The 13,573-nt window shown below is 65.5% G+C and carries 17 protein-coding genes and 1 tRNA gene; 14 read left to right on the forward strand and 4 right to left on the reverse strand.

Features of this window, described 5'->3' with window-relative positions:
• The first annotated feature begins 44 nt into the window (after positions 1-44).
• From NDI86_RS05405 to hpt, 8 genes are all read left to right on the forward strand, one after another.
• Positions 45-440, forward strand: a complete 396-nt coding sequence (locus NDI86_RS05405; protein WP_310899382.1) for a type IV pilin N-terminal domain-containing protein — start codon at positions 45-47, stop codon at positions 438-440.
• A gap of 10 nt (positions 441-450) precedes the next feature.
• Positions 451-873: a type IV pilin domain-containing protein gene (locus NDI86_RS05410; RefSeq protein ID WP_310899383.1), complete on the forward strand. Its 423-nt coding sequence runs from the start codon at positions 451-453 to the stop codon at positions 871-873.
• A 225-nt stretch (positions 874-1,098) separates the two neighbouring features.
• Positions 1,099-1,662 carry a DUF7344 domain-containing protein gene (locus NDI86_RS05415; protein ID WP_310899384.1) on the forward strand — a complete coding sequence of 188 codons (564 nt, stop codon included), beginning with the start codon at positions 1,099-1,101 and terminating at the stop codon, positions 1,660-1,662.
• A gap of 243 nt (positions 1,663-1,905) precedes the next feature.
• Positions 1,906-2,277, forward strand: a complete 372-nt coding sequence (locus NDI86_RS05420; protein ID WP_310899385.1) for a type IV pilin domain-containing protein — start codon at positions 1,906-1,908, stop codon at positions 2,275-2,277.
• 380 nt (positions 2,278-2,657) lie between these two features.
• Positions 2,658-3,047: a type IV pilin domain-containing protein gene (locus tag NDI86_RS05425; RefSeq protein WP_310899386.1), complete on the forward strand. Its 390-nt coding sequence runs from the start codon at positions 2,658-2,660 to the stop codon at positions 3,045-3,047.
• Between the two features lie 155 nt (positions 3,048-3,202).
• Positions 3,203-3,694 (forward strand): hypothetical protein, encoded by a 492-nt coding sequence (locus tag NDI86_RS05430; RefSeq protein WP_310899387.1) that lies wholly within the window; start codon positions 3,203-3,205, stop codon positions 3,692-3,694.
• Positions 3,691-5,610 (forward strand): hypothetical protein, encoded by a 1,920-nt coding sequence (locus tag NDI86_RS05435; protein ID WP_310899388.1) that lies wholly within the window; start codon positions 3,691-3,693, stop codon positions 5,608-5,610. The genes NDI86_RS05430 and NDI86_RS05435 overlap by 4 nt, the downstream gene beginning before the upstream one ends.
• Before the next feature lie 44 nt (positions 5,611-5,654).
• The gene (gene hpt, locus NDI86_RS05440) at positions 5,655-6,224 is read left to right on the forward strand and encodes a hypoxanthine/guanine phosphoribosyltransferase (protein ID WP_310899389.1); all 570 of its coding nucleotides are present in this window, start codon (positions 5,655-5,657) and stop codon (positions 6,222-6,224) included.
• Positions 6,225-6,731: 507 nt separating this feature from the next.
• Here hpt and NDI86_RS05445 read toward each other — a convergent pair.
• The 3 genes from NDI86_RS05445 to NDI86_RS05455 form a co-directional block, all read right to left on the reverse strand.
• A tRNA-Met gene (locus NDI86_RS05445) sits at positions 6,732-6,806 on the reverse strand.
• Between the two features lie 197 nt (positions 6,807-7,003).
• On the reverse strand, positions 7,004-7,492 hold the full coding sequence (locus tag NDI86_RS05450; RefSeq protein ID WP_310899390.1) for a GtrA family protein: 489 nt from the start codon (positions 7,490-7,492) through the stop codon (positions 7,004-7,006).
• Entirely contained in the window at positions 7,489-8,256 is a 768-nt protein-coding gene (locus NDI86_RS05455) for a glycosyltransferase (RefSeq protein WP_310899391.1), read from the reverse strand. The genes NDI86_RS05450 and NDI86_RS05455 overlap by 4 nt, the downstream gene beginning before the upstream one ends.
• 99 nt (positions 8,257-8,355) lie before the next feature.
• Here NDI86_RS05455 and NDI86_RS05460 point away from each other — a divergent pair, with 99 nt between their 5' ends.
• Positions 8,356-10,683, forward strand: a complete 2,328-nt coding sequence (locus NDI86_RS05460; RefSeq protein WP_310899392.1) for a DUF2298 domain-containing protein — start codon at positions 8,356-8,358, stop codon at positions 10,681-10,683.
• 92 nt (positions 10,684-10,775) lie between these two features.
• Here NDI86_RS05460 and NDI86_RS05465 read toward each other — a convergent pair whose 3' ends face one another.
• Positions 10,776-11,036: an HAH_0734 family protein gene (locus NDI86_RS05465; RefSeq protein WP_310899393.1), complete on the reverse strand. Its 261-nt coding sequence runs from the start codon at positions 11,034-11,036 to the stop codon at positions 10,776-10,778.
• A 331-nt stretch (positions 11,037-11,367) separates the two neighbouring features.
• Here NDI86_RS05465 and NDI86_RS05470 point away from each other — a divergent pair, with 331 nt between their 5' ends.
• Genes NDI86_RS05470 through NDI86_RS05490 form a run of 5 tightly spaced genes read left to right on the forward strand, consistent with a single transcriptional unit; the run spans position 11,368 to position 13,573 of the window.
• Positions 11,368-11,652: a 50S ribosomal protein L44e gene (locus NDI86_RS05470; RefSeq protein ID WP_220587082.1), complete on the forward strand. Its 285-nt coding sequence runs from the start codon at positions 11,368-11,370 to the stop codon at positions 11,650-11,652.
• A gap of 2 nt (positions 11,653-11,654) precedes the next feature.
• The gene (locus tag NDI86_RS05475; protein ID WP_310899394.1) at positions 11,655-11,828 is read left to right on the forward strand and encodes a 30S ribosomal protein S27e; all 174 of its coding nucleotides are present in this window, start codon (positions 11,655-11,657) and stop codon (positions 11,826-11,828) included.
• A gap of 1 nt (position 11,829) precedes the next feature.
• A complete protein-coding gene (locus NDI86_RS05480; protein WP_310899395.1) occupies positions 11,830-12,630 on the forward strand; it encodes a translation initiation factor IF-2 subunit alpha in 801 nt (266 codons plus the stop codon).
• Positions 12,627-12,809, forward strand: a complete 183-nt coding sequence (locus tag NDI86_RS05485; RefSeq protein WP_310899396.1) for an RNA-protein complex protein Nop10 — start codon at positions 12,627-12,629, stop codon at positions 12,807-12,809. The genes NDI86_RS05480 and NDI86_RS05485 overlap by 4 nt, the downstream gene beginning before the upstream one ends.
• 5 nt (positions 12,810-12,814) lie before the next feature.
• Entirely contained in the window at positions 12,815-13,573 is a 759-nt protein-coding gene (locus tag NDI86_RS05490; protein ID WP_310899397.1) for a proteasome assembly chaperone family protein, read from the forward strand.

Raw genomic sequence — 13,573 nt, forward strand, 5'->3', positions numbered from 1 at the left:
CAACTGGTAGCAGTGTGGCACCAGCCGGCGTGTCGGACACAACTATGGACCTGAAAGCACTCATCCAAGACGACGACGCGGTGTCGCCCGTCATCGGGGTCATCCTGATGGTCGCGATCACCGTCATCCTCGCGGCCGTCATCGCCACGTTCGTGCTGGGACTCGGCGACTCGCTGAGCAATCAAGCGCCACAGGCGAGTTTCGACTTCAACCCGGACTCCAGCGATGGCGAAATAATCCATGATGGTGGTGACGAGCTTGATGGAAGCAACTTAGAGCTTTCTGGCGACCTCACCAACAATATCGACAACACCGAGACTTTCACGGCTGGTGATGACCTGCTTGAATCCAATTCGACTGGGTTCAGTAGCGACGACACGATTCGGATTATCTGGTCAGACGGTGGCAGTTCAGCAACTATTGGCTCGTACAATGCGTAACCCTCTATCCATGAAGCTCAAGCAACTACTCAACGACGACGACGCTGTATCGCCGGTCATCGGGGTCATCCTGATGGTCGCAATCACGGTCATCCTCGCGGCCGTCATCGCCACGTTCGTGCTGGGACTGGGCGACGCTGTGAGTAACAACGCGCCACAGGCATCCTTCGAGTTCAATGCGAACAACGACGAGATTATCATGACTGGCGGGGACGAGCTTGACGGTAGCAGTATAAAAGTGGAAGTCGAGGGAGGCGACACGGTGGGCCCGACCGGTAGTGGAACTGGAACGGCGGAAGTCCCCACTACAATCACTGCCGGGACGAATCTCCTGGCGAACGGTGGGACGTTCGGTGAGGGCGACACCGTCCGCGTCATCTGGACCAACCCCAGCGGCGGGAACACGGCCGTCATCGGCAGCTACAACGCGTAAACTACCTTCCCTGTCTTTCTACGTCGTTGCACACACGGAGAGGGACTTCTCCACAGCGTCTCATCGGCCGGCCGGGGGTCGCCGACGACAGATAGCCGGTCCGCCATGCTGGTGTGAGCCAGACACCGATTTTTCATTCGCGCCGCTGACCATCAAGATTATTAGCTCATGTCTCCCACTGCGGGGTAGAATGGCACTGCCGCGGGGAGAGGGTGAGTCCGTCCGATGAGCCAGCAGCTTCGACGGACGGAGTCCGACGACGGGCTCTCCAACGAGGAGATATTCGACGTCCTGCAGAACGAGCGCCGACGCCACGTCCTCCAGTATCTGCGCCAGCACGGCGGCCCGGTCGCGCTCGGTGACCTCGCCGACCACGTCGCCGCCGCGGAGTACGACTGCACCTGCGACGACGTCACGAGCGCCCAGCGCAAGCGCGTCTATACGACGCTCCAGCAGTCCCACCTCCCACAGATGGACGAGGTAGGCATCGTCAAGTACGACAGCGACGAGGGCGTCATCGCGACCACTGACCAGACCGAGGAGCTGACGGTTTACCTCGAAATCGTCCCCGAGGGCGAGTTCCCGTGGCGCGAGTACTACCTCTCCTTTGGCGCTATCAGTCTCGCCATCGTGACGGTGCTGTGGGTCGGCGTCTACCCCTTCACCCTCATCCCGGCCCTCGTGTGGGCGACGCTGTTCGCGGTCGTGCTCACCATCTCCGCGCTCTACCACACGCTGGTCGCTCGGGAGATGACGCTGACAGAGTTCGTCGAGGACGAGCGACGCTGATCGGCCCGAATATCAGCGATGATAACTCATGCGGGGTGAAATCGGGGGGCTTCCCCCGCTCTGAGAACGGACCTGAAACCGAAAAGACACTTCTCAGCGGCTCTCAAGGCAGTATTGAGCGGCTGAACGGAACCGTAGATATAAGTCGGGATGCAACCTGCATCCCATCACCACACCGTCGGGGTGCACCGTCAGGGTTAGCGGTGGGCACCCGGACAAACGGTGTGTACATGGATACACCACATGAAGCTCAAACAGCTACTCGAAGACGACAACGCGGTCTCGCCGGTCATCGGGGTCATCCTGATGGTCGCAATCACGGTCATCCTCGCGGCCGTCATCGCCAGTTTCGTCCTGGGTCTGGGCGATTCGGCCGGGGATGCAGCACCGCAGGTCAGCGTGTCGTGTGACCTCTCGGGCAGCGGTGACATGGTTCACGACGGTGGCGACAACCTGAAAGAGTCGAATCTTAAGGTGTCCGGCTCCGGCTCGCTCGCCTCCGGCACCACGTTTAGCGCAGGCGACCCGATAATAACGGGTGGCGTCGCTGAGGACACCCAACTCATCTGGGAGAACCCCGACGGCAGCGGGAGCAACATCATCGCCGAGTGCTGAGGACTCGTCACTGATTCCCGTCGGTATCTCTTTTGATTCGTCGTGAGCGGCAGCGCTGAACCAGTCGTGGTCGAGGCATGACCGTACCACCTCCACACGCGTACTGCGCCAGCGGTGCTGAGGGCGGTACTACAGTACTCACACGGGTTTGCTCGCGACGTAGCGCACCTTCTGATGGTGAAGCAACCACCTTCGTCGTCCCGAACCGAATTTCCGGAGTACAGGCCACTCTTGAGGCCATTCAAGGCGCTGCTGAATCTGTGAAACGTGGTGTGGGTATAAGGTAGGACACCACATGGTGACCAGATAGTACACACCCGAAGCCCACGTCGGAGAGCTGGGGCGTGCATACACGCGGTGTGTTGGCAAGGATACGACACATGGACCTCAAAGAACTATTCCACGACGACGACGCGGTCTCACCGGTCATCGGGGTCATCCTGATGGTCGCAATCACGGTCATCCTCGCGGCCGTCATCGCGAGTTTCGTGCTCGGGCTGGGCGACTCGGCTGGCGACGCCGCACCGCAGTTTACGATTAGCTGCAACACTGAGGCGAACGAGATAACGCACGATGGCGGCGACACCGTCAACACGAGCCAGCTAAAGCTTCTGAACGCTGGAAGTAGCGGTGAATTGGTGGGCGACTCGACCGGGACGGAAGTTGGTGCGGGCGATAACATGGTTAAGACCGGAACCATCTCCGGCGACGAGCAGATTCGCTGGAACAACCCGGACGGTAGCGGTTCGAACATCGTCGCCGAGTGCTGAATCGCTGACTGCCGCTTCTCTCATTTATCGACCGAGAGCCAGTGACGACGCTGCTCACGGATAGTCGTGGACAGCCCGTCGGACCGCTGTCGCGACGACCCGCCGTACTCCCACAGCCGACATATTTTTACATCTGCTCGGTTTGGTGCAACTGAATGACTCACAGGCGAGCGGTCGTCCCTGCGGTCGTCGGCGTCGTCGTCCTGACGGCCGTCGCTTTCGGGCCGCTCGTCTCGGGGCTCTCGCTCGCCAGCGAGACCGGCCCCGACATCTCGAACGGGGGGAGCCTGTCGATAGACTCCGTCGAGTTTCCGCACGACGGCACCATCGAACCGGCCTCGTACGGCGCGGCGAACGCCTATCTGACCGTTCCCCCCGCGACGGTCAGGTTCGCCTCGATTCGGGGCAATCCGATGCTCGTCTACAAACTCCGCGTCACGGAGCTTGGCTACTCGGTGTCGACCACGCACTTCCTCGACGCTGCCGACCACGGTCCGACCTACGAGGCCACCATCGACCCGATGACGGTCGACGACTCGCAGTTCCAGCGACGCCAGTACGCGGCCGAACTGTCGGTCGTGGTCCGTGACTCGGACGGACGACGCGTCGCCGCCAGCCGGAACGTCACCGTTCGGGTGGTCGAATGAGCCTGGCCAGCGCGACCGACCGCGTCCGCGAGTACGCCGCCGTCGAACGGCGACGGACGGTCATCGGCGTGCTGTTCGGCGACCGAATCGGTCTCCTCGCCTTCCTGGGCTCGCTCTGTCTGTTCGGTATCGTCTGGCAGACGGCGGTGTTCATCACCGACACGTACGCGCTCGTCAACGGGCTCTACGCGCTCTCGAACGGCGACCTGTTCCTGACCGAGGCGGCCTACGGGCCGTCGCTGGACACGCCGGGGGTCAACCGGGCGAGCGGCGGACTCATCGCCCGCAATTACGGCGTAATCGTCCTCTCGCTCCCGTTCTGGGTGGTGCTGGAATCCATCGCTGCCGTCGCCAGTCTCCGCGTCGCGCTCGTCGGCCTCTGGTCGCTCGCACTGCTCGCCTTCATCGTGCATCTGGGCCGTGCGCTGGGACGCGACACCACCACCGTCGCCGCGGGGCTGGCACTCGCGGTGTTCGTCGCGAACGTCGCCATCGCGCGACCGCTGGACCCGGCCGCGACGCATCTGTACGCCTTACAGCTGTTCCACATCACCGTGGCGGCGTTCGGGCCCGTCCTGTGCTACCGACTCCTCCGCCGACTCGACTCGGAGCGCATCGCCGTCGCGGCGACCACCCTCCTGCTCGTCGGAACGCCGCTGGCGCTCTGGGCGACCATCGCGAAGCGCCACGCTGTCACGAGCACGGTCGTTCTCGCCGTCGCCTACGCGCTCTACCGGAGCCGGGCCGACCCCGACGGCGCGCTGGTCGACAGCCGTGTGACCTTCCGGGCGCTGGCGTACGCGCTCGTCGGGCTCTACGCGTGGGTCCAGGCGCCCGAGGCGCTGCTGATGCTGGTGGTGCTGGCCGCGGTCGACGTCCCCACGGCGCGGGACAACAGCCCGAGGACGCTGGCAATCGTCGCCGGCGTCTTCCTGCTGTCGTTGCTTCCCTTCTTCCTGACGAATCTGGCGCTGACGGGCTCGCCGGTGGAACCACCCCGGCTCTTTGCGACGGCAGGGTCCAGCGATGCCGTGTCCGCTGGCGGGTCCAGTTCGGCTGGTGGCGGGTCCGACTCGGCTGGCGGCGGGTCCGGCGTGACGAGCGACGCGCCCGCGTTGCCCGGCCCCGTGCTCCGGGCACTCGGGCTGCTATCGACGGTCACCCGGCCGCTACAGCTACTGGCTCGCGAACTCGGTGCGGGAGCGACCATGCTCGCCACCGACCCGGCCGCCTTCTGGCAGACGCTCGTTCGGTCCGGTGACGCCGCGGCCACGCTGAACATCTCGGGGTCGGAGTCCGTGAACCTCTCGCTGCTCGAATCCGCGCCGGTGCTGGGTGCGCTGGTCGGCGGCCTCTCCGCCCTGGGGCGGCGGCTCCGCGACCGGCCGCGACTGACCCGGCTCCCCGAGGCCGGGACCGTCGTCGACGCGTTCGCGATACTGCTCTGTACGTCGCTCACGCTACTGTACGCCAGCCGACTCCCGATTCACGCCCAGCTCACCGTGCGATATCTGTTTCCCCTGTTCCCGCTGGGTGTCTACCTCCTGGTACGGCTTCCGGTTGTTCGAACGACTCTGCACACGCACTGGCGACTGTTCGCCTGGTCGACCGCCGGGACCGTACTCATCGGCGGCCAGTTGATAGCCGTCGCCGTCTTCGCGACCGCAGTCGGGTTGGGAGAGGCCTTCCAGTTGCACGCGCTCCTCGCGCTCGCGACCGCGACCCCGCTCGCCGCGTGGTCGCTGCTCGGTCGGTCCGACGGCCGCGCCGGGCAGGCCGGCGCCGTACTCGTCGGGGTCGCGACCGGGCTCTCGACCGTCTTCGTCCTGCTGGTCGCACTGGAGTACTACTCTATCGGCGACAGTCACCTGCTCCCGATGGTCCGTCTCCTCGCCGAGCGGGTCGAACTGCTCTGACTCGCTGACGACGAACTTTAGTAGACCCTCAGAGAACCCCCGACATGGAGAAGCTCAAGGACTCACTGCTGAACGCACCTGTCATCGAGAAGGAGGGGTACCACTACTTCGTCCACCCCATCAGCGACGGCGTGCCGATGCTACGACCCGAACTGCTGCGTGAGATAGTCATCAGGATAATCCGCAAGGCGGAACTCGACGACGTCGACAAGATCGTCACGCCGGCGGCGATGGGTATCCACCTCTCGACGGCCGTCTCCCTGATGACCGACATTCCGCTGGTGGTCGTGCGCAAGCGCCAGTACGGCTTAGAGGGCGAGGTCGCACTCTCGCAGGTCACCGGCTACTCGGAAAACGAGATGTACGTCAACGACGTCTACGAGGGCGACCGCGTGCTCGTACTCGACGACGTCCTCTCGACGGGCGGCACGCTCGCGGCCCTGACCGGCGCGCTCGAAGACATCGGCGCCGACATCTGCGATATCGTCTGTGTCATCAAGAAAGACGACGGCCGGGACAAACTCGCAGAAGCCGGGTACGACGCCAAGACGCTCATCAACGTCGTCGTCGAGGACGGCGAAGTCGTCATTACGGACGAGTACGGGGACGGGTAGGCAGCCGACTGGACAGTTTCTCCCGCCGCAGTTTGTGGCGGGAGGTAGCGTCGAACCACGCGAGCACCGCGCTTCGCTCGGCGCTCTCTCGTTCAACTCTCCTCAGCGACACGTGCTGCTCGCGAGTGTCGCTCCAACAAAACAGCGGAATAGATTTGCACCGAAGCGAGACGGTCGCTCACTCCGTTCGCGCTGCGTCTCGCAGAGTTATCATCTACCCGAACGGATTCGTCGCTCACGGTGTTGTGAGCGACAGCATTTAGCGGGAGGTATATTTGAACTACGCCCACGTCGCTCCCGGTGACTCGTGGTTTCCTTCAACTCTACACCGTTCGATTATCGCCGACACAGGACTCGTCGCTTCGCTCCTCGTCGTTGTGTCGGCGAGAAGTAGCGGGAGGTAGATTTGAACCAAAGACAGACGTGCTCGCTTCGCTGCGCGCGACTGTCAGGGTTCAAATCTACCTGAACGAATTCGTCGCTCACGGTGTTGTGAGCGACAGAATATAGCGGGAGGTAGATTTGAACTACCGATCTGCGGGTTATGAGCCCGCCGGAATCTCCTGGCTATCCCATCCCGCTACCTGTTCATACCCGAGTGCCCTCATTAAGGCTTGTGATTCGGGCGCCGTCCGTGAATTAGTAGCAGGAACGGTCGGACCCCACACCAGTGTCCCGTCGACCGACGGCCGAGGATGTCAAGAACCCGCTACGCTAGCCGCTGTGGCGCGTTACACTGGTACGAGGCGAAAGCCCACGGCTTCAGCCGTGGGAGGAGGTCAAGGGGCATCGTCGCGATGGACCTGCCACGTGAAGAGGCTCTCGAAGACGTAGTTGACGGACATCGCGGCGGCGATGGCGATGGGGCTGGCGGCGATGAACCAGAGGTCACGGCCGGCGACGACGAGTTCGACGGTCAGTTGCTGTGTCAACACCCAGTAGACGGCCAGTTGGACGGTGACGCCGCCGGTGCGGACCAGATGTGACTTCCCGAGGCGTCTGAGGAACGGTCGGGGGCCCGCTGCGCCGTCCTCGGAGAACGTCCAGTGTTCGTTGACCAGGAACATCACGACGATGGCGGTCTCGATGCCGGCGGCTTTCGCCCAGAGGTCGGGGACGCCGAAGGCCAGTCCGAGTACCGCCAGCATGGCGTTGTCGCTGATGGCGCCGACGACGCCGACAGAGAGGAACTGGCCAAAGCGGACACCGGAGACGAGCGACTCGAACCGGTCGGGCACCAGCCGGCGGAGCCGGTCGCCGGCGCTCATCGGTCCCGTTCGACGAGGGCGGTCGGCTGCTCGCGGGCCGCGGCGATGGCCGTGTGCAGCCGGTCGTCGCTCAGTTGCTTCGCGCGGTGTCTGGCAGACAGCAGCGCCCGGCCGAGTGCCAGCGAGTCCCGGACCGGGGAGACGGTCGAGCCGGGGCGGTCCTCCCAGCGAATCGGGACCTCTGTCACCCGGAGGTCGAGCGCACCCGCGATGGCGGCGAGTTCAACGTCCCAGGCGAAGCCGGGTTCGTACAGGTGTGAGCGGACCTTCCCCCACCCCTCGGCAGTGATGGCCTTGGCACCGCACTGATAGTCGTACAGCGAGACGGTCAGGAGCGTGCCGGCGAGCCACGCGAAGCCGTCGCCCAGGAACCGGCGGGCGAACGTCTGGTGGCTGGCGACCTCGGAGTCGGGGTGGCGCCGCGACCCGACGGCGAGGTCGGCTGTACCGGAGCTGACGCGCTCGACGACGGTAGCGAGCGAGTCGGCCGGCGTCGAGCCGTCCGCGTCGGCAAACACCAGCACGTCCGTCGCCAGATACTCGAAGCCGGCGGTGATGGCGGCGCCCTTCCCGCGCCGGTACGGTACCGTCTCGACGTCCGCGGGGAGGTCGCCAAGCTCTGCTGTGACCCCGTCTTTCGGGGCGTCGAGTTCGATGACGACCTCGTCGGGTTCCACCGTCTCGTCGATAGCCGTCACGTACCGTCGCAGCTCCGGGATATCCGGACGGTATGCGGGGATGACTACACCGACGGTCGTCGACATAGTATCACCCTGTACGGTCAGTGAGTAAAAACCGTTCGGAACGCGTCAGGCTGGGTGAATCAAAAAAGGTATAGTGGTCCACACGACTCTTACCCGTTGATGGAGTACGGTTTCGTTGTCATCTGGCTCGCTCTCTATCTCCTCTTGACCTACGTCGGTGCGACGATTGCGTCGGCGCTCTTTCCTCGTTTCGCCGAACGCGGCGTCGCGTTCGGGCTGCCGGTCGCACTGGGTATCCTGTGGCTGTTCACGTATTTCGTCGGCCGGGTGTCGATTACGGCCGGCATCTGGCTCGGGATGGTCGCCCTCGTCGGCGCCGCCCTCGCGGTCGCCTATCGCCGCGGGCCGGTCGACCGCCGGTCGTTCGGCGAGGTCGCCGCCGTCTTCGCCGTCGCCTTCCTGTTCCTGGTGTGGGTCCGGGCGCTCGACCCGTCCATCTCGCCGCTCGCGGGCGAGAAGTTCCTCGATTTCGGGCTGGTCCAGTCGCTGCTGCGGGCCGACAGCCTCCCGCCGGAGGACATGTGGTTCGCGGGCGAACCCGTCGCCTACTACTACGGCGGCCACCTGCTGACGGCGATTCTCACCCGGCTTTCGGGCACGGCCGGCCCGTACGCCTACAACCTCGCGCTGGCTGGCTTCTACGCGACGCTGGTGACCGGCGTCTACGGGCTGGCCGGGGCCGTCGCGGCGGCCCGGGACGTGCCCCGCCGACTCGCCGCTGGGCTGTCGGCGTTTTTCGTCGGCGTCGCGAGCAACCTCACGACGCCGGCCCGCGCGCTGTTCTGGATACTGCCCGACGGGCTCGACCGGTCGCTGGCCGGCGCCTTCGGCTACGAACTGAAGGGCCTCGCCAACGGCCCCGGCGAGTTCTACTTCTGGGACGCCAGCCGCGTCATCACGGACGACCCGAACGACTTCGCCACGTACACGCCCGCACGCGGGTACAGCGTCAACGAGTTCCCGCTGTTCGCCTGGCTCAACGGGGACCTCCACGCCCACATGATGAGCACGGGCTTTCTGGTCCTTGCCGCGGCGCTGTGTTTCAGCTACTACCAGACACCGGCCGAGGAACGCCGACGGCGGCTGGCGCTCCTGTTCGGTGCGCTCCCGGCCGTCGCCGGGCTCATGGCGGTGACGAACACGTGGTCGTTCCCGTCTATCGCCGGGCTCGCCATGGTGACCGTCGCCATGGCGCCGGCCAGCCCGCGGTCGCTGGTCCCGGCGTCGCTCCGTGACCCTATCCCCAGAGAGGGCGCGGCCGGCGAGGGTTCTCGCATCGGACTCGCAGTCGGTGTCGCCGTCGGCGTCGTCGGGCTGGGCCTGCTCTGGTCGCTTCCCTTCTGGTTCGGCGTCGGCAGCGGCCGCGAGGTGACGTACCTCCCCGACCGAAGCAGCATCGCGGAACTCGTCGGCATCCACGGACTGTTCCTGATTCCCTTCGCACTGTACCTGTACGCGCAGGTCGGTCGAGTACTCGAACGGAGACAGACCCGCCTCGTCGGGCTGGGCTTTCTCGGCACCGTCGCGGTCGGCGCCGTAATCGACCTGGCCGCCGTCGGCCTCGTGCTCCCGCTGCTTCTCGGCGCGTGGCTGTTCGCCCGCTCGCCGACGGGCCGACAGACCTCGGGTCCGCTCCCGGCGCTGGCCGACGGCGGCGAGCGCTCCGTCGGGTTCGAGACGGTGTTGCTGGTGGCCGGTGCCGGGCTGGTCATCCTGGTGGAGTTCGTCTTCATCAAGGAGAACGTCGGGCGGATGAACACGGTGTTCAAGACGTACATGCAGGTGTGGGTGCTGTGGGCCGCCGCCGTCGGGCCGATACTCGCGTGGCTGCTGACGCGGTGGCGTCCGGACGGCGAGACGAGTCGCACGCTCGTCCGGAACGGGACGACGGTGTTCGTCGTCCTGCTGGTCTGTTCGACGTCGGTGTACGCCGCCGTCGCGCTGCCGAACCACGTCGGCCGCGCAGGGGAGCCGACCCTCGACGGGACCGCCTACCTGAACGACTCCCACCCCGAGGAGGCCGAGGCCATCCGCTGGCTGGACCGCGAGATAGACGGTCAGCCGAACATCGTCACCGCGGCGCCAGCGGGCTACTACTGGGTGCCCGACGAGGGCAAAGGCGCGAGCGCCCCGTCGAGCCTGACGGGGATTCCGACGGTGGCCGGCTGGTACCACGAGGCCCAGTACCGCAACAACAGCGTCTACTACGGCCGCGTCAACGACGTCAACGCCATCTATCGCGGCGACCCCGCCCAGCAGCGGGAGCTGCTACAGAAATACGACGTCAGGTACATCTACAACGGCCCGGCGGAACGCGTTCGCCACGGCCCCATCACGGTCAACCGGCTCGACGGCGTGACGGAGGTCCACCGCTCGGGCGAGGTCATCGTCTACCGCGTGAACCAGAGCGCGCTCGGAGAAAGCTAGGTCCCGGCCGGTCGTCGCTCGCAGCCGGCGTCACAGCGATTATCGCAGATTGTCTCCGGGGCGGTGCAAACGCTGCAGTACAACAGTCCGTCTCAGGCCTGGGCCCGCTCGCGCAGGACGGTGACGGCCTCGGCGTCGACGTCGTCGGTGTCGAGATGCATCGGGACGTACTCCTGGGTCCGGAAGGTCTCCTCTTCGTCCTCGTGACCGATGGTACACCACAGCTGGACGCGGTCGGGGCCGTGCCAGTCGCCCTGGCGGGCGACGGCGAACACCTCGTACTCCTCGCCGTCGTACTCGATGCGGCCGCCCTTCCGGAGGCCGGGGTCGCCGTGGATGATGAGCTTCTTCATACCCATCGCTTGGCAAACGGCGTACTTAGTGACTTCGAAGGAGCCCCTGGCCGTGTGGGCTCGGCCGCCGCGGCGACCGGAGGGGCTTTACGTCGGGAGCCGAGAGCACCACGCAGACGGCACGGTCCGGCGGCACCTTTCAGCCCGCGGGTCAAACTGCGGGTACCCGCTGCCCGACCTACCCCGTCTCTCTAACACTCACGAGCGACGGCTGTGGACGCAGCGAGGGACGGGTGGTGTATCGCCGGACGGGACCCGACCGCCAGTCAGGGAACTCGAACCGTCGGGGTTTTAAGCGGGCAAGGCAAACGACGCCGTAAGGTCGATATCTATGGAGATGCCGCGACGTTTCAACACGTACTGTCCGCACTGTAACGAGCACAACGAACACGAGGTCGAGAAGGTCCGCTCGGGCCGCTCCTCGGGCATGAAGAAGGTCAACGACCGCCAGCGCAAGCGGCGCGGGACCGGTATCGGGAACAAGGGTAAGTTCTCGAAGGTCCCCGGTGGGGACAAGCCCACGAAGAAGACCGACCTGAAGTACATCTGCTCGGACTGTGGGAAGGCCCACCTCCGCGAGGGATGGCGCGCCGGCCGACTGGAGTTCCAGGAGTAACCATGGCAGGTAGTTTCGTCACCGTCGCCTGTCCGGACTGCGAGAACGAACAGACCCTCTTCGAGAAGGCCGCGAGCGAGGTCGCCTGCGCCGTCTGTGGCCACACGCTCGCCCGCCCCACCGGCGGCAAGGCCGACATCGAGGGCGAAGTGACCGCCGTCGTCGAGGCCCGGTAACATGAAATACAGCGGCTGGCCGGAACCGAGCGAACTCGTCGTCGGCAAGGTCGACGAAATCGAGGACTTCGGCGTCTTCGTCGACCTAGAGGAGTACGAGGGCAAGCGTGGCCTCTGTCACATCTCCGAGGTGGCGAGTGGCTGGATAAAGAACGTCCGCGACCACGTCAACACCGGCCAGACGGTCGTCGCCAAGGTCCTAGACGTCGACGAGAGCGCCCAGCAGATAGACCTCTCCATCAAGGACGTCAACGACCACCAGCGCAAGGAGAAGATACAGGAGTGGAAAAACGAGCAGAAGGCCGACAACTGGATGGAGATCGCCTTCGGCGAGGAGGTCGACGACGAGACCTACAGCTCCATCGCCAACGCCCTGCTCTCGGAGTTTGGCTCCCTGTACGACGGCTTCGAGGCCGCCGCCATCCACGGCGAACCGGCGCTCGAAGACACCGACCTCGACGAGGACGAGATAGCGGCCATCGTCGAGACGGCCCGCTCGAACGTCTCGGTGCCCTACGTCAACGTCACCGGCTACGTCGACCTGACCTGTCCCGACAGTACGGGCGTCGACGTCATCAAAGACGCTCTCAAGGCCGCCGAGGGCAACGGCGAGGTGCCCGAGGAGATAGAACTCGAGGTCACCTACGTCGGTTCGCCCGAGTACCGCATCCAGGTGCAGGCGCCAGACTACAAGACCGCCGAGGGCGCGCTCGAGGACAGCGCCGCCCGCGCACGCTCGGTCGTCGAGGCCGAGGGCGGTACGGCGCAGTTCCACCGCGACCGGACCGAAGACGACGAATGAAGTCGGACATCCGGGTGTGTTCGGCCTGGCGGGCCGAGCACGACCGCCCGGTGTACACGCTTTCTTCGACCTGTCCCGACTGTGGCGCGACCGCCGTCAACAGCGCCCCTGCACCCTTCGACCCGGCGGACCCCCACGGCGAGTATCGACGTTCTCTTAAGCGGCGACGCCGCCAGTAGGGGGTATGGACGAATTCGACATCGACGTGCTCGCCGAGCCGGAGCTCGACGAGCCGGTACTGGTCGAGGGGCTGCCGGGCGTGGGCCACGTCGGCAAACTCGCCGCCGAGTACCTGCTCGAGGAGCTCGACAGTGCGCTCGTCCGGCGGGTGTACTCGACGCACTTCCCGCCGCAGGTCAGCGTCGAGGACGGCCGCACCCAGCTCGCGTGTGCCGAGTTCCACGCCGTCACGCCCGAGGACGGACGGGACATGCTCGTGCTCACCGGCGACCATCAGGCACAGGACAACGAGGGCCACTACGGGCTGACCGACACTTTCCTCGACATCGGCGCCGACTTCGGCGTCGAGGAGGTGTACGCCCTGGGCGGCGTCCCGACGGGCGAACTCATCGAGGAGTACGACGTGCTCGGCGCGACGACGACCGACGACTTCGGCGACCGCCTCGAAGCGGCCGGCGTGGAGTTCCGCGAGGACGAACCGGCCGGCGGAATCGTCGGCGTCTCCGGACTCCTGCTTGGCCTGAGCGAGCGCCGCGACCTGCCCGCGGCCTGCCTGATGGGCGAGACCTCCGGCTATCTGGTCGACCCCAAGAGCGCCCGCGCTGTGCTGGAGATTCTGCAGGACGTGGTCGGCTTCGACGTGGCGTACGACTCGCTGGAGGAGCGCGCCGACGAGATGGAGGAGGTCGTCAGGAAGATACAGCAGATGGAAGAGCAGTCGGCTCCCTCGCCGGCCGACGAGGACCTGCGCTACATCGGGTGA

The organism is Haloarcula onubensis (genome assembly GCF_031624605.1).
Classification (GTDB): domain Archaea; phylum Halobacteriota; class Halobacteria; order Halobacteriales; family Haloarculaceae; genus Haloarcula; species Haloarcula onubensis.